The 18,702-nt window shown below is 31.5% G+C and carries 15 protein-coding genes and 1 other annotated feature; of the genes, 1 reads left to right on the top strand and 14 read right to left on the bottom strand.

Features of this window, described 5'->3' with window-relative positions:
* Window positions 1–19: 19 nt before the first annotated feature.
* The 4 genes from pheT to Q0K54_RS11290 form a co-directional block, all read right to left on the bottom strand.
* Entirely contained in the window at window positions 20–2,410 is a 2,391-nt protein-coding gene (gene pheT, locus Q0K54_RS11305; protein ID WP_294581365.1) for a phenylalanine--tRNA ligase subunit beta, read from the bottom strand.
* A gap of 4 nt (window positions 2,411–2,414) precedes the next feature.
* Window positions 2,415–3,452, bottom strand: a complete 1,038-nt coding sequence (gene pheS, locus Q0K54_RS11300) for a phenylalanine--tRNA ligase subunit alpha (protein ID WP_294581364.1) — start codon at window positions 3,450–3,452, stop codon at window positions 2,415–2,417.
* A 31-nt stretch (window positions 3,453–3,483) separates the two neighbouring features.
* Window positions 3,484–3,686: a binding site (T-box leader), on the bottom strand.
* 72 nt (window positions 3,687–3,758) lie between these two features.
* Window positions 3,759–4,475, bottom strand: coding sequence for an RNA methyltransferase (locus tag Q0K54_RS11295; protein ID WP_294581363.1), 717 nt, complete (start codon window positions 4,473–4,475; stop codon window positions 3,759–3,761).
* Entirely contained in the window at window positions 4,472–5,137 is a 666-nt protein-coding gene (locus Q0K54_RS11290; protein ID WP_294581362.1) for a M48 family metallopeptidase, read from the bottom strand. The genes Q0K54_RS11295 and Q0K54_RS11290 overlap by 4 nt, the downstream gene beginning before the upstream one ends.
* 59 nt (window positions 5,138–5,196) lie before the next feature.
* Between Q0K54_RS11290 and sspI the strand changes: the two genes are divergently transcribed.
* Window positions 5,197–5,397, top strand: coding sequence for a small acid-soluble spore protein SspI (sspI, locus tag Q0K54_RS11285; protein WP_294581361.1), 201 nt, complete (start codon window positions 5,197–5,199; stop codon window positions 5,395–5,397).
* An 11-nt stretch (window positions 5,398–5,408) separates the two neighbouring features.
* Here sspI and Q0K54_RS11280 read toward each other — a convergent pair whose 3' ends face one another.
* The 10 genes from Q0K54_RS11280 to dnaE all read right to left on the bottom strand — a co-directional run bounded on the left by Q0K54_RS11280 (window position 5,409) and on the right by dnaE (window position 18,671).
* Complete coding sequence (locus Q0K54_RS11280) at window positions 5,409–5,825, bottom strand: hypothetical protein (RefSeq protein WP_294581360.1); 417 nt, start codon at window positions 5,823–5,825, stop codon at window positions 5,409–5,411.
* On the bottom strand, window positions 5,818–6,660 hold the full coding sequence (locus Q0K54_RS11275) for a hypothetical protein (protein WP_294581359.1): 843 nt from the start codon (window positions 6,658–6,660) through the stop codon (window positions 5,818–5,820). The genes Q0K54_RS11280 and Q0K54_RS11275 overlap by 8 nt, the downstream gene beginning before the upstream one ends.
* Before the next feature lie 140 nt (window positions 6,661–6,800).
* Window positions 6,801–8,237 carry a pyruvate kinase gene (gene pyk / locus Q0K54_RS11270; RefSeq protein WP_294581358.1) on the bottom strand — a complete coding sequence of 479 codons (1,437 nt, stop codon included), beginning with the start codon at window positions 8,235–8,237 and terminating at the stop codon, window positions 6,801–6,803.
* Between the two features lie 36 nt (window positions 8,238–8,273).
* Window positions 8,274–9,233, bottom strand: a complete 960-nt coding sequence (pfkA, locus tag Q0K54_RS11265) for a 6-phosphofructokinase (protein ID WP_294581357.1) — start codon at window positions 9,231–9,233, stop codon at window positions 8,274–8,276.
* A gap of 97 nt (window positions 9,234–9,330) precedes the next feature.
* Window positions 9,331–10,239: an ATP-binding protein gene (locus tag Q0K54_RS11260; RefSeq protein ID WP_294581355.1), complete on the bottom strand. Its 909-nt coding sequence runs from the start codon at window positions 10,237–10,239 to the stop codon at window positions 9,331–9,333.
* A gap of 9 nt (window positions 10,240–10,248) precedes the next feature.
* A complete protein-coding gene (locus tag Q0K54_RS11255) occupies window positions 10,249–11,496 on the bottom strand; it encodes a replication initiation and membrane attachment family protein (protein ID WP_294581354.1) in 1,248 nt (415 codons plus the stop codon).
* A complete protein-coding gene (gene coaE, locus Q0K54_RS11250; RefSeq protein ID WP_294581353.1) occupies window positions 11,489–12,067 on the bottom strand; it encodes a dephospho-CoA kinase in 579 nt (192 codons plus the stop codon). The genes Q0K54_RS11255 and coaE overlap by 8 nt, the downstream gene beginning before the upstream one ends.
* Before the next feature lie 109 nt (window positions 12,068–12,176).
* Window positions 12,177–12,989 (bottom strand): DNA-formamidopyrimidine glycosylase, encoded by an 813-nt coding sequence (gene mutM, locus Q0K54_RS11245; RefSeq protein WP_294581352.1) that lies wholly within the window; start codon window positions 12,987–12,989, stop codon window positions 12,177–12,179.
* A gap of 3 nt (window positions 12,990–12,992) precedes the next feature.
* On the bottom strand, window positions 12,993–15,605 hold the full coding sequence (gene polA / locus Q0K54_RS11240) for a DNA polymerase I (RefSeq protein ID WP_294581350.1): 2,613 nt from the start codon (window positions 15,603–15,605) through the stop codon (window positions 12,993–12,995).
* A 12-nt stretch (window positions 15,606–15,617) separates the two neighbouring features.
* A complete protein-coding gene (dnaE, locus tag Q0K54_RS11235) occupies window positions 15,618–18,671 on the bottom strand; it encodes a DNA polymerase III subunit alpha (RefSeq protein WP_374011461.1) in 3,054 nt (1,017 codons plus the stop codon).
* Between the last annotated feature and the right edge of the window lie 31 nt (window positions 18,672–18,702).

Raw genomic sequence — 18,702 nt, 5'->3', positions numbered from 1 at the left:
AGGTATTTCAAAAATACCTCTATCCTCTAAGTACGGCCTGGAAATCTTTAGCTACTGCAGCTAAGATTTTTTCCATTGCTGCATTAACAGTTGCTTCATCAAGTGTTCCCTTAGGATCTTGGAAAACTAAATTTATGGCAACTGATTTTTTACCAGCTTCTACATGTTCACCTTCATAGACATCAAAGATGTTAGTTTCTTTAACTAATTGCTTGCTGGCTTGAACAATTTTACGACATACATCATAAGTAGGAATATCTTTGTCCATAACCAATGCAATATCTCGGCTAACTGATGGATACATTGGAATATCTTTAAATTTAATTTTACTAGTTTTTAAATTTAATAAAGCAGTAAGATTCAATTCAACAATATAAACATCCTTAACATCATATTTCTTTTCCATTAATGGATGAATATTACCAACTACCCCAATAATTTCTTTACCAATTTTAATATAAGCAGAGCGTCCTGGATGGAAAGCCTGATTATCACTTTCAACTGGAACCAATTTATAACGAGATTCTTCAATTCCTAAATTTTTGAAAATAGTTTCTACAAATCCTTTAACTAAATAATAATCAGCCTGATAAGAAATCTGTTTAAAAGCTAAACCATTATATTCACCACAACAAGCAATCGCCAGATTTTGTAACTCTGTATCTTTTGAATAAGTTCCTGATAATTCAAATAAGTTAACATCTTTAATATTATGAGATTGGTTATAATTAATTACCTGTAATAAAGATCCAATTACTGATTTTCTAGTAACACTTCTTTCTTCACCAAGCGGCATCGCTAACTTAATTGTCTCATTATGATGGAACAAATTAAAGTCATCAACATCATCTGGGGAAGTTAAAGTATAAGTAATAGTTTCATGTAATCCTTGATCTTTTAATAATGTCCGTAAATAATGTTTTTTGGCTTGAACATCAGTCCGTTTACCAACAGTCATTGACATTTCTGGTAATGTTGCTGGAATCTTATCATAGCCATAAATACGGGCAACTTCTTCAATTAAATCAGCCGCCATAGTAATATCTTTACGATAAGTTGGTACTAAAACTTTAAAACAGTCATTATCTAAAGTGTATTGGAATTTTAAAGAACTAAATACTTGCGCAATTTCTTCAGTAGTAATCTTTGTTCCAAGCAATCCATTAACTTTAGCTGTAGTTACTTCAACATAACGGTCAACTACATTTAAATCTGTAGTAACACTTTGGTATACTTCTTTAGCATCAGCTAATTCAACTAATAAATTAGCACATCTTTCAAGTACATTTAATGAATTAGCTGTATTTAAAGCTCCTTTGATATAATGCTGTGAAGCATCAGTTAATAAATTTAAACGACGAGCAGTTTCTCTTAAAGCAGCACCATTGAAAGTAGCCGCTTCAATAACAATATTAGTCGTATTTTCATCAATTTTAGTACTATCGGCTCCCATAACCCCAGCGATACAACCAATACCATCATCAGTAGAGACAATAATATCATTTGGCTCAATTTTATATTCTTCACCATCTAACATTACTTCATTGCAATCAAAACCAGTTTTAACAACAAAAGACTTTTGTTTTAATTTATCATAATCATACATATGAATTGGTTGCCCTGTCTCTAACATCACAAAGTTAGAAATATCAACAACATTATTAATTGGTTTAATGCCACTAGCGATTAAAGCATTTTGTAACCAGACTGGTGATTCTTTCGTTGTAACCCCTTTTACTAATTTAGCTCCAAAGAATGGACATAAATCGGTTTCAACTGCCACAGTGATTCCGGAACCTTCTTTACCAGTTGGTTTAATTTCAGGTAAGGTAACATCACGATTTAAAATTGCCGCTACTTCATAAGCCAAAGATGTTAAAGCCATGCAATCAGAACGATTAGGTGTTAAACCGATTTCCAAAATTGTATCTTTTAATCCCATATATTCTAATGGATCACTTCCAACTGGTGCATCAGCATCTAAAACATGAATTCCATCTTTATCTTCTGGTTTTAATAAACGCTGATCAAGTCCTAATTCAGCAATTGAACAAATCATCCCGTTAGATTCTTGACCACGAATTTTACTTTCTTTAATAACAAAACCATTTCCTAAGTCACAACCCGGATTGGCAACGATAACTTTTTGCCCGGCCGCTACATTAGGAGCTCCACAGACGATTTGTTTAATTTCACCTGGTCTTACTTCGACTTGACAAACTTTTAAATGATCACTATCAGGATGCATCGTACATTCTTTAACATAACCAATTGTCATATTAGTCCCATGAGCTAACTGATGCATTCCTTCAACCTCTAAACCAACTGCTGTAATCTTATCGGCTAATTCTTGAGGATCTTGATCATCAACTTTTACATATTTATTTAATAAATTTAAACTAATATCCATTATTCTACTCCTTTCTACCAAATTGATTTAAAAATCTAATATCATCATTATAGAAATAACGAATATTATCAATACCGTATTTCAACATGGCTACCCGTTCGATCCCAATTCCAAAAGCGAATCCTTGATAGACCGTTGAATCAAAACCACACATGTCTAATACCCGAGGATTAACCATTCCGGCTCCTAAAATTTCAATCCATCCAGTATGTTTACACATTGAACAACCTTTTCCACCACAGTTATGACATGAAATATCTACTTCTACTGATGGTTCAGTAAATGGAAAGTATGATGGACGGAATCTAATTTCCCGTTTTTCTCCAAATAATTTACGAGCAAAAACTTGTAAAGTTCCTTTCAAGTCAGCCATCGTAATATTTTTATCAACTACTAAACCTTCACATTGCATAAATTGATGTGAATGAGTAGCATCGTCATCATCACGACGATAAGTTTTACCAGGACAAATTACTTTGATTGGGCCCTGTCCTTTAGCCGCCAATAAAGTGTGCGCCTGAACTGGTGAAGTATGTGTTCTCATTAAAAGACTATCATCAATATAAAAAGTATCTTGCATATCACGAGCTGGATGGTCTTTTGGCAGATTCATTAATTCAAAGTTAAAGTAATCTGTCTCTACTTCAGGACCTTCAGCTATTTGATAACCCATTCCTAAAAATAGCTCTTCTAACTCAGTAACAATCGCTGATAGAGGATGAATTGTACCTTGATCTAATTTATATCCTGGCAAAGTAATATCAATTTTTTCACGATTGATTTTATCTAAAATTGCCTGATTTTCTAGTTTTTCTTTAGTCACTTCAACTGCTTTTGAAAGCTCTTGTTTAACTAAGTTTGAAGTTTGACCAAATTTTTTTCTTTCCTCAGGTGCCATATTTTTCATTGATTTCATAGCTTCTTGAATTGGTCCTTTTTTACCTAAATAATGCACCCGAATATCATTTAATTCTTTTAAAGACTGACATGATTCTAATTTAGCTAATGCTTCATCTTTAATCATCAATAATTTATTTTCCATTATTTCCCTCCTAAAATAAAAAATCGTTCCCAATAGGAACGATTATCTCGCGGTACCATCCTAATTCATGATGCAACAGCATCATGCACTTAATTAACTTTAACGCAGTCACTACGGCGATGATTAGTCGCACTCCAAGGTGAATTCAATAATGCCGTTGTAGAAGAATTTCAGCCATTTTTCTTCCTCTCTAAAACAACTTTCTTATCTACTAGTCCTTATCAACGTGTTTTTTTGAATACCTTGATATTATAACTTGTTTACTTATTTTTGACAACAATTTTCTTGAAAATCATCAAGGAAAAACTATCTAAAATGATACATAAAAATACTTCCAGCAATCGCAACATTCAAAGACTCAATCTTTTCAATTGGGATATAGCCAATTTGATCACATTTAGCCAGTATTTCAGGATTCATTCCATTGCCTTCATTTCCAACAATAAAAGCCATCTTTTCACTTTGTTTAATTAAATTAATATCTTTACCATTTTCTAAAGCACTGCCAATAACAGTCACTTGTTTTTGGTGTAAAATATCAATCACTTCTTTTAAATTACCATAAATACAGCTTAAATGAAAATTAGCCCCCTGCATAGCCCGTAAGACTTTATCATTATACAAATCAACACTGTTATCAGATAAAATGACCTGATCAATACCAAAAGCCAGAGCGGTTCTAACTAAAGTACCCACATTACCAGGATCTTGGAGATCATCTAATAATAAATAACGTTTACCATCTACTAATTGATTAATCTTTGGCAACAGACATTTAGCCATGATCTTAGCTGGTGATTTAGTAAAAGCTAATTTAGCCATTACATTTTCACTAACTTCGATCACTTCAAGCTCACTATCAATTTTTTTAGTGGTAATCAAAGATACAACCTGATTTGTTTTAAGGGCTTCTTGGACTAAGTGTTCCCCTTCAATTAGATAGTATCCACTTTGATGACGGTATTTTTTTTGCTTCAGTTTAATTAATTCTTTAATTTTATTATTACTAGTAGACGTAATCATATTCCGACCTCCTTTAATTTCCTTTGGATAATTTGATAATCCGGTATGCGTTTAGCCACTTCTAAATAAAATTTAGCTGAATGATTGGCCTGGATGAAATGACATAGCTCATGAACGATCACATAATCAATTAATTCATAGTCTAAATGAACTAAAGCCAAATTAAAACTGACTTTGTTTTGCCCAGGATAACAGCTTCCCCAGCGGGATTTATATTTTTTTATTTCAATTTTTGGCATTTTTAAGTTAAATGAATTTTTAAGCCAATAATCTATGCGACTTGTTATATATTTAGTTAAAACTGCTTTTAAATACTTTTCCACATTTTTTTGAACTTGATGATGATAAACGATTAGTTGCTTATCTTTAACAACTACCTGATTTTTGTTTAAATCATGGACTATGATTTGATAATATTGACCAAATAAATATAAATAGCCATTATGACAATAGTTAAATTTACTTTGATAATTATCTAAGTATTTTACCAGCTTATCCGCATTAGCTTTTATCAATTTTTCAATTTCCGCAATAGTAAATAAAGGTGAACAACTAACAATAATCTGACCGCTTTTTACTTTCAGGTAACAGCGTTTTATTGGTTTAATATTTAACTGATATTCATATATTTGTCCCTTTAATTCAATTTGTCTAATTTCCATAATTACCTCAGTATAAAACCTCGCAAATATTCCAATAATATAATTGAGGAGTGATTTTAGTGGATATCCGGAATGCTTTATTAAGTAAACTTCATAATAGTACTTTCGATGAACTTAAAGAAATTATTAATAGTGGCATCGCTTCTAAAGAAGAAGCCATCTTACCAGGTTTAGGAGTATTATTTGAACAATATTATAATTCATTAAATAATTTGCAAAAAGATACGATGATTGAATCAATTTGCCATTTATTAAAATAGACTCTATGAGTCTATTTTTTGATTCTTTCTTTAATTATTTCTTTAATTGAACGAGCAAACATAAATACTAATAATAAAACAAAATTAACTTTAAACAACAGATTAAAATCAATTAAAATAATTACAACTAAAACGGCCAAAGGAATAACGCTGCCAAAAGGAACTTTAACCTGTTTACCAATGGTTTTCTTGATTATATCAATTATCGTTTTATAAATTTCAAATAATAAATAATTTAAGATCCATAAAAGTAAAAAGTAAATAGTGGTATAAAAATTATCAGTAAAAATTCTTCTTAAAGCACTTATAAGTGAAATATGATAATAGTCAATTAAACTATAACCAAAACTAATTAAAGTAATCAATAGTGTCGCTAAGGCATTACGTAGTAAATATACAACGATAAAATCTTTCTTTAATTTATTCATTAGAATCACCCGCTTCTTGAATATTTAAATCAATGGCAAAAGCAAAACGATCTTCATCGTTGCTTAAAATTACAACAACACTCAATTTTTTCTTAGTTAAATCAATTTCACTATCATCAAGCAAATAAGTTCCATAACTGTCTCCATTAATATAATCCTTACTAGCCCCACTAACTTTAGTAAAAACTACATAATTTTCATTATCATCCAAATCGCCATTTTCATCTTTTAAATACCGATATTCTAAAGAAACATTAGGATAATTTTCCATAATATGATCGATTGAAGTTGTTAAAGAACCTAAACGAATCATTGACTTAGAAACGGCAGCATTTTCAATTCGATATTCTTTGTTAGAACTTTCAAGTCTTAATAGTGGTTCAATTGATAAATCTAAATTCATAGTATTATCACCATTAGTGATTGTTAAAGTGGCAGTGGTTATATCATCTAAGGCAAAATCAGCTGAAGATTCTTGATATGTAGAAAAATCATAACTAGTAAGATTTTGATCATAATTCTCTAGTGCAAAATTCATATTAAAAGATTGATTACCATCAGATAAATCTAAACTAAAACCAGTTGGTTGAGTCAATAAACTAGGATCATTAAAAACTATCTTTCCTTGATCAATCAAAAAATCATCTTGATCTAAATACACTTCTAAGTTATCAACACTAATCTGTTCATTAGAGCCAGATAAAACATAATCAAAATAAATAACCCCTCCATAAGTTTGGAATTGAAAACTATCATACATAAAATATAATGTAACAGCCACAATTACCGCACATATCAGACTAATGATTAAATTTTGTCGTGCTTTTTTTTCCATATTTATCACCGAAAACATTATAACCTATTTTATTCAAGATAGAAAGAAAAAATAATCGCCAGGCTTCGACAATCAATTTACTTAAAATAAAAAGCTAAAGCTGCTTTAACAGCTTTAGCCCATAAAACTATGATATTTAATTACTTAACAGTAATTAATTCTAAGTAGCTTGTAGCCCCGCTTACACCTGGTGTACCAGCAGTGATCAAGATTTGTTCACCTGGTTCAACACCATTTTCTTTAGCTAAAATTTGAGCATATTCAATTTGAGCTGAACGATCTTCCATATGTTTACATACGACACCTTTAACACCCCAGTTTAATGCTAATGAACGAGTAACTGGTTCATAAGGTGTTGCAGCGATAATCATAGATTCTGGACGATAACGTGATACTCTTTTAGCAGTGAATCCACTTTCAGTGTAAACAACAATTGCAGCTACTTTGAATTTAGATGCAATTTCAGCTACAGACATACAGATAGCTTCAGAAGTATCTACTGGTGCTGTTCTGATTGCTCTTCTTAATAATGCATCATAATCTAATGTTTCTTCAGTTTTTAAGGCAATCTTAGTCATTGTCATAACTGCTTCTTCAGGATATTTACCTTGTGCAGATTCACCTGATAACATGATAGCATCAGTTCCATCATAAATAGCGTTAGCAACGTCACTAACTTCTGCACGTGTTGGACGTGGATTTTCTTGCATACTATCAAGCATTTGAGTAGCTGTGATAACTATTTTTCCAGCTGCACGACATTTTTTGATGATTTCTTTTTGGATTAATGGTACATCTTCAGCAGGTACTTCTACCCCTAAGTCTCCACGAGCAACCATGATACCATCAGCAACTTTTAAGATTTCATCCATGTTTTCAACACCTTCGCTATTTTCGATTTTAGCGATGATTTGGATTTCAGGATGACCATTTTCAATTAATAATTTTTTAACATCTAAAACGTCTTGAGCACGTCTTACAAATGATGCAGCAATAAAGTTAACACCTTGTTCACAACCAAAAGTGATATCAGCGATATCTTTTTCAGATAAATAATCGAATCCTAATTTAATTCCAGGAACATTGATACCACGTTTGTTTTTAACTACACCATCATTAGCGCAGACACAATAAATGTCTTCACCTTCAACATGGTCTACTAATAATTCAACTTGACCATCGTTAACTAAAATGAAACCACCTGGTTTAACATCTTTATATAATTCTTTATAAGTGATAGTGAAACGATCACTAGTTCCTTCGATATCTTCAGTTGTAATAACTGATACTTGTCCTTTTTTAAACTCAGTCTTTCCCCCAACAAAGTCCCCAGTTCTAATTTCAGGTCCTTTTGTATCTAATAAAATTGCAATGTTTTTATTACATTCTTTGCTAAGTTTACGAGCTAACTTAATTCTGTTTCCATGTTCTTCAAAATCACCATGTGAAAAATTTAATCTAATAACGTTCATTCCTGCAAGAATTAATTTACGCATCATTTTTTCATCTTCACTTGCAGGACCAATTGTACAAACTACTCTTGTTTTTTTCTTTCTTTCTTTTAAAGCAAATACCATACCTATTACCTTTCCTCACTTTTTTATAAATTTATATTAACGAATCTTTAATAAATCTTCGTAAATATCATAATCAACAGCACGTTTATGTGATAAAACTTCAGTGATTGGTAAACCTTTAATTTCACCATGTACTTCACTTACACATAAACCACCTTTTCCAGCTTCTAATAATTCAACAGCAAAAACACCCATACGAGACGCTAAAACACGATCACGTGCTGAAGGACGTCCCCCTCTTTGCATATGTCCTAAAACATTTGCTCTTGTTTCAAATCCCGTACTAGCTTCAACTTTTTTCGCTAATTCATGAACATCAGTAATATGTTCTGTGATTACAACAATAGCGTGTTTTTTATCTGAGGCTTTAGCAGCTTTTAAAACTTCCATGATATGATCTTCATCATATCCTATTTCGCTAGTAATAACCATTTCAGCTCCAGCTGCAATACCAGCGTTAATTGCCAGGTCACCACAACGACGTCCCATTACTTCTAGAATAGTACAACGTTGATGAGAACCAGATGTATCTCTTAAGCGGTCTAATGCATCGACAATTGTATTCAAAGCTGTGTCAAATCCAACTGTAAAATCAGTATCAGGAATATCATTGTCAATTGTACCAGGAATACCAATACAGTTAACACCCATCTCAGTAAGTTTTAAAGCACCGTTATAGCTTCCATCTCCACCGATAACTACTAATGCTTCCATTCCAACTTTTTTCATTTGTTCGATAGCTTCTTTTCTAACTTCAGGATCTTTAAATTCTGGGAAACGAGCTGATTTTAAAATTGTTCCCCCAAGATTAATAATATTACGAGTACTATGACGATCAAATTTAATAAAATCGCCTTCATGTAATCCTTTGTATCCTAAACGGACACCATAGATTTCAATCCCTTTGTTCAAGCATGCTCTAGCTACAGCACGAACAGCCGCATTCATCCCTGGAGCATCGCCGCCAGAAGTTAATACACCAATACATTTAACCATTGTTTTTCCTCCTTTACCTCGTATTAATTTCCTAGTCATTTTAACATAAATATTCTATTGTTTCCATCTAAAATCCAATATTTTTACACTAATATTACTATCTCAAATCCCTCCCTTTGAGTTCAACAGCAGTGCTAATCGCTTTCATTCTTGAAATTAACCGTTCAACGTTTTCTTTATCACTAGCTTTTAAAGTATAAATCTTTTTAAGACGTTCTAAAGAATAACCGCTAGTAAAGAAAGTTGCCTTTTGATTTTGAAGTCGATAGGCAATTACTGATGATAAAATTTCATCACGTGACCACGGAGTAACATTTTCACCACCAACATCATCAATAACTAGATATTCAAGTTTTTTCATTAACTCAATCGAATTATTAATTCCCTCATTTCCAAATGAAGCTTTTATATCCATTAAAAATGTCGGAAAATGAATATAACCACACTGATATCCTTTAGTCACTAAACATCTAATCAAAAATCCCATTAGTGTACTTTTACCAGTACCACCACTGCCATATAAATATACACCTTTAGCACCTGGCTCTTTTATATAATCACTTAATATTTTAACAACTGCTTTTCCATTACTATCTGGATCTTTAATAATCGTTAAATCACTGGGCTTAGTTAATAATATTTTACTGCTGACATTTTTAAGTAAAATATCACTTAATATTTTTTGATCAGCATAATATGCCTGACCAAAACTACACGGCTGCAATGACAAACTAACTTCCCCGTCATGATAATTAAAACAGCGAACCATCCCTTTAGAAATCTTGGGACAAGATTTCAATGATCGACATCCGAGACATTGATTTAAATCTTCTTGATAATCTAAAAACTCAATCCAGTTTTCTTCAATATCTCTTCTGGTAAGATTAAACCGTTTTAAAACTTTAATAATATTATGATCTTTCATCAGTTCATTAATACTATTTTCTTTGTTTTTCTTAAAATTTTCATCATTAGTAAAAATATTAAAATCCCGGATATTTTCCATTTTATCCTCCTATTCAAACTGACTTAAAAATTCATCTAATTCATTATCATCAACACTATCATTTTCTACAAGATTATTTTCACTGCTAGTCTCTTCCACTTCTAAATTACCACGTCGATATTTTAAATACACTTTAGCTTCATCCATAGCATCTTTGACGGTTTTAATTTTCTTTCTTTGCCACTGGGAAGCTCGTGCTTGCATAAATGCTCGGGAAATAACATTATCACATTGTGATAACGTTAGCTCAATTAAAACATTCATTACTCCTGGTTCTAAATATAATGAAGTCATAATTGATTCAACGATTTGTAGATCATGTTTTAATGGTTCCCGACCACCTTGCTTATCTTTTAATAATTGATAAGGCGTTACACTTTCTAAATATTTAATATGGTTATTCAATGCCTCATCATTAGAACTGCTTTGATGGATTACTGGCTGATGATGATAAATTTCGTTAAATGTTTCAGGTACTTTTAAATCATAATAATCACGACATTTTTTTATTAGCTCATCATGATTGATTTTATCATTTAACATTGCCTCTTTAACTAATCTTTGCATATCTAATACATTGATTCGATAGAACATTCCTAATTGTTCGATTAATTCTTCATCATCTTTAGTAATACTTGAAGCTTTAATTTGATAGTCTTTTAATCCCTGATAAAATAAATCAAGATCATAATCACTATTAATATTGCCATAATCGGTTCCAAAATAATCTTTTTCAACTAAATGATTAGTCTGATGCGTCAAATCAAGATCAAAGACATCGGTAAACTTTGCGGTAATATTTTTAAATCCATCATGACGATAACCTGATGATTTAAAACATATTTTAGTTCTTTGAAAATCTTCATGTCCTAAGCGCTGTTTTAATAACGGTGCTAAAATCGCATGATTAAAAAATCTAGCCGGTGTTAATGGTGTTTTCAATGCATAACAAAAAATACGTTTATTTTCTGTTTCTTTTAGATATTTACTGATTAGACCAATAGCCTCTAATTTTAAACTGGCGTCACTGATTTCATCTAAAGTCATATTAGTAATTTTACTTAGCCGATGATGTAGACTAGCTGCTTTAGTTAATGATAATTGATCTAATTCACTATACAAGGTTAGATACAGACTGCAAGCCTGATTACCAATCAAGGGCTGATACAATAAATTAATTGTCTTTTGATGAATGTTATCAAGTGGATAAGTAGCTGTAACTGTATATAAATCAGAAATCATTAATTTATTATTCATTGACATTACCACTTAGCAAACTATCCACTTGTTTAAATAGCTGATCAGGCGAACTATTATTATCTAAGACAATATCTGCCCGTCTTTTTTTCTCTTCGATATTAATTTGATTATTAATTATTATTTTAGCATATTTTTCATCAATATTATCGCGTTTCATCAATCTTTTTACTTCTTCTTGATAATTTAAATAAACCACGATTACCTCATCACAAAGATACTCTAGATGGCTTTCATATAATAATGGTATATCTAAAAAGATAACATCGTCATTTTGGTGTTCACTAATAATCTCTTTAATTCTTTTAATTACATAAGGATGAACAATAGCTTCTAAATCGGCTTTAGCCTGTTTATCATTAAAAATTATCTTACCTAGAGCTTTGCGATCGATCGTGTCACCGGTCAAATTAAAACGCACTTTAGTTTTATTAATACAATCATCATCAATTGTCAAGGCATCATAAGCCAGTTTATCACTATCAACAACCAGATAACCTTTTTCTTTTAGATAATTAGTTACAGTACTTTTGCCAGTTGCAATGCTTCCAGTTATTCCATAAACTTTCATTGAAATATACTCCTTATAATCTTATCAATATTAGCTAACTAACCAAAAAACTTATAATCTAATTTTAAAACTATTAATTGATTAAAACAATGTAAATTTGGTTAATTTTTTATTCTTTTCGTATTTGACAATGCGGACAATAATACGTTCCCCGCCCTTTTATTTTAATCTTGCTGATTGGCCCATTACATATTGAACAGGTCTTTTGCATATGTACTTTCAACTTAACCTGAAATAGTCCATCAATTCCATTAGCTGAAAATGAATGTATTGTTGTTCCCCCTTGTCTAATTGCTTCATTTAAAATATCGCAAGATACTTTAATTAACTCAGCAACTGTTTCTTTTTTTAAATTACAAGCTGGGGCATTAGGATCCAATAATAAAGCAAAACAAATTTCATTAGCATAAATATTACCAATTCCGGCTAAAATACTTTGATCTAATAAAGCATTCTTAATTGGCTGTTTACACTGCTGGAAACGCTGGTATAAATCATCAGCATTGGCAAAAAACGGTTCCGGACCTAATTTAGATAATGGTGGCTCATTACGATAATTATCCAAGCTGACTAATTTAATCCGACCAAATTTACGCGTGTCATTATAACGTAATTGTTTGCCATTATCGAGATTAAAAATAATATGGTCATGTTTATTTAATGGTTCAGTTTTATCAACATAATGGTATTTACCTTCCATCCTTAAATGGGATACAAAAGCAATATCATCAAGTTTAAAAATCAAAAATTTTCCCAGACGATCAATATCGTTGATTGTTTGATTGGTACAAGTATTGATAAATGTCTCAAGATCATCTTCAATGATCTTAGGATAAATAGCTTCGATTGATTCAATCTTTCGATGAATAACTAGCTGTTTTAAAGTATTACGAACAGTTTCAACTTCTGGTAACTCTGGCATCTTTTATTTTAGTTCATACCAGTTAACGGCATAACTACCTTCAGCTTTTAATTCGACATTCATTTTGATTGCACTGCTCATTCCTTTTTCCACTAGTTCCATTACTTCATCTAATTCATCTTGATAAACATCAAAAATCAACTCATCGTGAACTTGTAAGATCATTTTAGATTTTAGCTGATGTTTTTTTAAAAGCTGATCCACTTTGATCATTGCTACTTTAATAATATCAGCAGCTGAACCCTGAATTGGGGTATTCATGGCTAATCTTTTTCCCAATTCCTGACGCATATAATTTTTTTCGTTGATTTCTTTGATAAATCGTTTACGATTTAACATCGTTGTAACATAACCATTTTTCTTACAAAACTCTATATTATTATCCATATATGTTTTGATTTCTGGATAATTTTCAAAATAACTGTTGATAAACTCCCGAGCTTTAGAAACGCTGACTCCAATTTGTTCAGCTAATCCAAAATCTGACATTCCATAAATGATCCCGAAGTTAACAGCTTTTGCATTTCGTCTCATTGTACTGTCAACCTGATCTTCCGGAACATTGAAAACCTCACTGGCAGTATGACGGTGAATGTCTTTATCTTCGTTGAAAGCTTTTATTAACGATTTTACATTTGCCAGATGCGCTAAAACCCTTAATTCAATTTGTGAGTAGTCAAAAGAAACTAAATAGTCATTTTCAGGAATAAAGGCCTTTCGAATTAATTTCCCTTCTGGTGTTTTAACTGGAATATTTTGTAAGTTAGGATCAGTTGATGATAAACGTCCTGTTTGAGTTAAAGCCTGATTATAGATTGTATGAATCTTTCCATCAACAAAGATTTGATCTTGCAAGCCAACAATATAAGTTGAATATAGTTTTGATAATGTTCGATATTTCAAGACTTTTTCTACAATTGGATGGAATCCTTTGATCTTATTTAAAATTTCAACTGACGTTGAATATCCGGTTTTGGTCTTTTTCCCATTAGGTAATCCCAAATCGACAAATAAAACTTCACCTAATTGTTTTGGTGAGGCAATATTAAAATCTTTGCCAGCCAATTGATGGATTTCTTGTTCCAAAACGGCAATTTGATTACCAAATTCTGCCTGCAGTTCTTTTAAAACATTCAAATCAATTTTAGCTCCCTGATATTCCATATCCGCTAAAATTTTGGCCACAGGCATTTCGACATCTTTATATAACTCATATTGATTTTCGTGTTTTAATTTTTCAATTGCCTGATCTTTCAACACATAAATTGCTTTAGCCTGTTTAATTAAATGATCAGCAACTTTACTGGTTTCAGGAACTTTTTTCTTAGCTCCTTTACCATACACTTCTTCATCATAATAAACATCATAATAATCATAATATTCACATACACTGCGAATTTCATCTTTTAAGCTTGGATTTAAAATATATGATGCCAGCTGTAAATCAAAAACATAATTTTCAATCATTAAGCCATGCCACCTTGAAGCATTGATAGCTTTTTTGATATCATAGCCATATTTTTCAATTTTATCAGAAGCAATAAACTGTTTAAAATTAGCACAATTCAATGCATCTTCTAAACCAATATAATAAGCTTCGCTATCATTATAAATGGCAAAACCAATAATAATTGAACGATGATAATTACTATCAAATACCCCAGCAACTAATGCACTATCACGTTTGATCACTGGTAACTTAGAAACAATTTCGACTTTAACTTCTTTAACTGGTTCTGCTTCTTCTTTACTTAATGACATTCTTTTTAATAATGAATTCATACCATAGCGACGATAGAACTCCGCTAATTCATTATACTCATACCCAGTATAACGATAATCTTCAACATCAACATCTATTGGTACATCTTTAATAATTGTCGCAATCTTTTTAGATAATAAACCTTGATCAATATTAGTTCGAATCTTTTCTCCCATCTTTCCTTTTAACTCATCTAGATGGTCATTAAGATTTTCTACTGTATGATATTGTTTTAATAATTTTAAAGCTGTTTTCTCTCCAACTCCAGGAATACCAGGAATATTATCAGACTTATCTCCCATCAGGCCTTTTAAATCACGCATTTGATCAGGAATCAAACCATACATTTCCTTAAATTTAGCTGGTGTAATTTTTTCTAATTCACCTACTCCTTTTTTAGTTAAATAAACACTAATTTCATCAGTAACTAACTGCAGCATATCTTTATCACTAGTAACAATACTAACTTTAAAACGCTTTTTACTAGCCTGCGTAGCAATAGTACCAATAACATCGTCACCTTCGTAACCTTCTACTTCCTGATATTTAATGCCATGAGCAGTTAAATATTCTCGAATCATCGAAAATTGGCAGACTAACTCATCTGGAGTAGCGCTACGCGTTCCCTTATAAACTTCAAATAAATCATTTCTAAAAGTCTTTTTCCCATAGTCAAAAGCAACTACTAAATATTCGGGATTACCTTTTAAGACACTTTCAAGCATATTGGCAAAACCAAAAACGGCATTAGTAGGAATACCGTCTTTATTAGTCATTAAATTCCCCATTGCTGCAGTGGCATAATATGCGCGATACAACAATGAATTTCCGTCAATTAATACTAATTCTTTCATCTACATAACTCCTCATCGTACATTTTTAGCTTGGTTAATTATTAACGAAATCTTATCACGGTAGTTGACTCTACCTTGAATCAAATAGATTTCACCACGAACAATGACATTTTTCAAGGCCTGAAAATTAGAAGCAAAGATCACTCCATCAACTGCTCCAGTTTCATCATTACCATCAACAAACGCCATCTCCTGTCCTTTTTTATCAATTGTCATCTTAACTCGTGTAACATTTAAGATCACATACACATTTTGATTAATATGCTGATCCAATTCATTTATATTAGTAATTCTAACATTTATCTTCTCTTTTATCAAAGCAATTGGATGCATCGATAAATAAACTCCTAAAACCAGCTTTTCTTCTTCTAAGACCTTCATTTTATTATCTTTGACGATCGTTAAAATTGGAGGTTCTTCAATTCCTATTGTGTTTTTCAATTGCGCATATTCCATGATTTTAGGAAGGTTTTCTTTGATTGTCGTTCGATTTAATTTAAATTCATCAAAAGCCCCCGCCATAACTAAGCTTTCAAGCATCTTACTATTTAACTTGCTTGATTCCATCCGAGCCATAAAATCAAAAATATCCGTAAACAAACCGTTTTTTCTTTCAGCAACGATGGCCTGATATCCAGCATAACCAACATTTTTGATTGCTGTTAAAGAATATCGGATATTTCCATCTTCAACTTTAAAACGATTGGTTGAATAATTAATTGATGGTGGTAAGATCTTAATCCCTAATTTCTTTCCTTCTTGAAGACAGCTGATTTTATTAGAATCACTGCTTTGACCATTTGAGAGAACTGCACTATAAAATTCTAATGGATAATTAGCTTTTAAATAAGCTAAATAATATGCTACATAACCATAAGCAACCGAATGGGCTTTATTAAAGCCATAATTGGCAAATTGTTCAATAATATTATAAACTTTCTCTACTTCTTCTTCACTAAAACCATTAGCCAAACCACCTTGGATAAACTCTGATTTCATCGAATGCATTAAACTGGCAGTCTTTTTAGACATTGCCTTTCTTAAAATATCGGCTTTAGCCAAAGAAAAACCAGCTACCCGTTGGGCTACTTGCATGATTTGCTCCTGATAGATCATGATTCCATAAGTCGATTCTAGAATTGGTTTTAAACATGGAAGCGGGTAGGTTATTGGCTCTTGACCATTTTTACGAGCTAAATAAGCGGGAATATTGGCCATTGGTCCAGGTCGATACAAAGCAATTGCCGCAATTAAATCATCAAGATTATGGCATTTCATCTTTACTAACAAATCTTTCATTCCCGGAGACTCTAATTGAAAAATCCCATAAGTTTCACCCCGTGAAATCATATCATAAGTTTTAGCATCGTTAAAATCAATCTCATTAATATTAATTTTAATATGATGATTAGTTTCAATATCACTAATAATATTAGCAATCATCGTTAAATTCTTTAGTCCCAAAAAATCCATTTTCAACAAGCCTGCTTCTTCAATATAATCTTTAGAATACTGCGTAACAATTCCATTATTCGGTCCTTTAACTAGTGGAACGATCGTATCTAACGATTCATCTGATAATACTACACCAGCAGCATGAGTAGAAATATTTCGCGGTAATTTTTCAACCACAAAAACTGATGGCATGATTTTCGATAGAGCGGGATCTTTATTGACCATGTTTTGAAAATTATATGAAGACTGATAAACATCTTTAGCACTCTTACGATTCTTAGGTCCAGTCGGAATATTTTTAGCTAATAATTCTAACCGTGGTAAAGGAACTTTCAACACCTTTCCTAAATCTTTAATAGCAACTTTGGGCCCATAAGTTGAAAAAGTAACGATCTGGGCAACATGTTCATGACCATATTTTTCCATGACATAATTAACTACTTCATCACGACGATCATCTTGAAAATCAACATCAATATCTGGCATACTGATTCGTTCTTCATTTAAGAATCGTTCAAACAACAAATCATACTGCAAAGGATCGATATTAGTTATTCCTAATACATAAGCAACTAAACTTCCAGCTGCTGATCCCCGGCCCGGTCCAACTAAAATTTTATTTTTCTTGGCATAACGAACATAATCAAAAACAATTAAAAAATAATCATCAAAACCCATTTTATTGATTATTTTTAATTCCTTCTGTAATCTTTCAAAATATCGATGGGGAACCGTTTGATTTTTAAACCGTTTTTTTAATCCCACCAAACATAACTGCCGCAAATAATCACTAGCTTTACCATGATTTGGTACTGAATATTTAGGCAAATGCATCTTATTTAATGGAATTGTGGCATTACATAAATGAATAATTTGATTAGTATTTTCAATATATTGATGATCAAATAAACTCTCCATTTCATAACTTGATTTTAAATATAATTGATCAGTAGCAACTTGATGATTGATATCCAAAGTCATTCCTTTACATGATGCCTGAAGCAAATCTAAAGTGTAAGCTTCTTCTTTATTTAAATAACGCACTTCATTAGTGACACATATTGGCACTTTAGATAATGAAGCTAAAGCAATTAAGCGCTGATTAAGTTTTTTTTGCATGGCCAAATGATGATCTTGAATACCAATCATAAAATGTTTAAAAGTTCTTTTAAACATTTCAACATATTTCATCGCCTGAGAATCTAATTCTTTTAAAACTAAACGTTCAATAATTCCTTCTTGACACGCTGAAATAACAAACAGATGTTCCTGAAATAAAGCCAGGTGTTCTAATGGAATCGCTTTTTGATCACTTAAACAAATCTCACTAGTTATTTTAACCAAATCAAAATAACCAACAGTATCTTTAGCTAGCAATAATAAAGAATAGACTTCATTTTCAATCAAAACACTAGCTTCTAAGCCAAAGATTGGTTTAATTCCATATTTTTGACACGTTTTTGAAAACTCAATGGCTCCAAACATATTATCTTTATCAGTTAAAGCTAGTGCCTCAAAGTGGAGATCACTAGCTTGTTTAACTAAGTCTTCAATTAAAATAGTACTATTTTGAAAACTATATGAGCTATATACTTGTAAATGTCCTAGCATCATCTGCCACATCCTTTCAACTAGTACTATT

This window comes from uncultured Thomasclavelia sp. (genome assembly GCF_944324745.1).
Classification (GTDB): Bacteria; Bacillota_I; Bacilli_A; order Erysipelotrichales; family Coprobacillaceae; genus Thomasclavelia.
Note: the sequence above shows the minus strand (reverse complement) of the source record. Positions and strands in the feature narration are given on the sequence as shown.

What these genes read in the sequence shown, in the direction of transcription:
- pheT (WP_294581365.1), bottom strand. Translation starts at nt 2,410, where the DNA reads ATGGATATTAGTTTAAATTTATTAAATAAATATGTAAAAGTTGATGAT.
- pheS (WP_294581364.1), bottom strand. Translation starts at nt 3,452, where the DNA reads ATGGAAAATAAATTATTGATGATTAAAGATGAAGCATTAGCTAAATTA.
- Q0K54_RS11295 (WP_294581363.1), bottom strand. Translation starts at nt 4,475, where the DNA reads ATGATTACGTCTACTAGTAATAATAAAATTAAAGAATTAATTAAACTG.
- Q0K54_RS11290 (WP_294581362.1), bottom strand. Translation starts at nt 5,137, where the DNA reads ATGGAAATTAGACAAATTGAATTAAAGGGACAAATATATGAATATCAG.
- Q0K54_RS11280 (WP_294581360.1), bottom strand. Translation starts at nt 5,825, where the DNA reads ATGAATAAATTAAAGAAAGATTTTATCGTTGTATATTTACTACGTAAT.
- Q0K54_RS11275 (WP_294581359.1), bottom strand. Translation starts at nt 6,660, where the DNA reads ATGGAAAAAAAAGCACGACAAAATTTAATCATTAGTCTGATATGTGCG.
- pyk (WP_294581358.1), bottom strand. Translation starts at nt 8,237, where the DNA reads ATGGTATTTGCTTTAAAAGAAAGAAAGAAAAAAACAAGAGTAGTTTGT.
- pfkA (WP_294581357.1), bottom strand. Translation starts at nt 9,233, where the DNA reads ATGGTTAAATGTATTGGTGTATTAACTTCTGGCGGCGATGCTCCAGGG.
- Q0K54_RS11260 (WP_294581355.1), bottom strand. Translation starts at nt 10,239, where the DNA reads ATGGAAAATATCCGGGATTTTAATATTTTTACTAATGATGAAAATTTT.
- Q0K54_RS11255 (WP_294581354.1), bottom strand. Translation starts at nt 11,496, where the DNA reads ATGAATAATAAATTAATGATTTCTGATTTATATACAGTTACAGCTACT.
- coaE (WP_294581353.1), bottom strand. Translation starts at nt 12,067, where the DNA reads ATGAAAGTTTATGGAATAACTGGAAGCATTGCAACTGGCAAAAGTACT.
- mutM (WP_294581352.1), bottom strand. Translation starts at nt 12,989, where the DNA reads ATGCCAGAGTTACCAGAAGTTGAAACTGTTCGTAATACTTTAAAACAG.
- polA (WP_294581350.1), bottom strand. Translation starts at nt 15,605, where the DNA reads ATGAAAGAATTAGTATTAATTGACGGAAATTCATTGTTGTATCGCGCA.
- dnaE (WP_374011461.1), bottom strand. Translation starts at nt 18,671, where the DNA reads ATGCTAGGACATTTACAAGTATATAGCTCATATAGTTTTCAAAATAGT.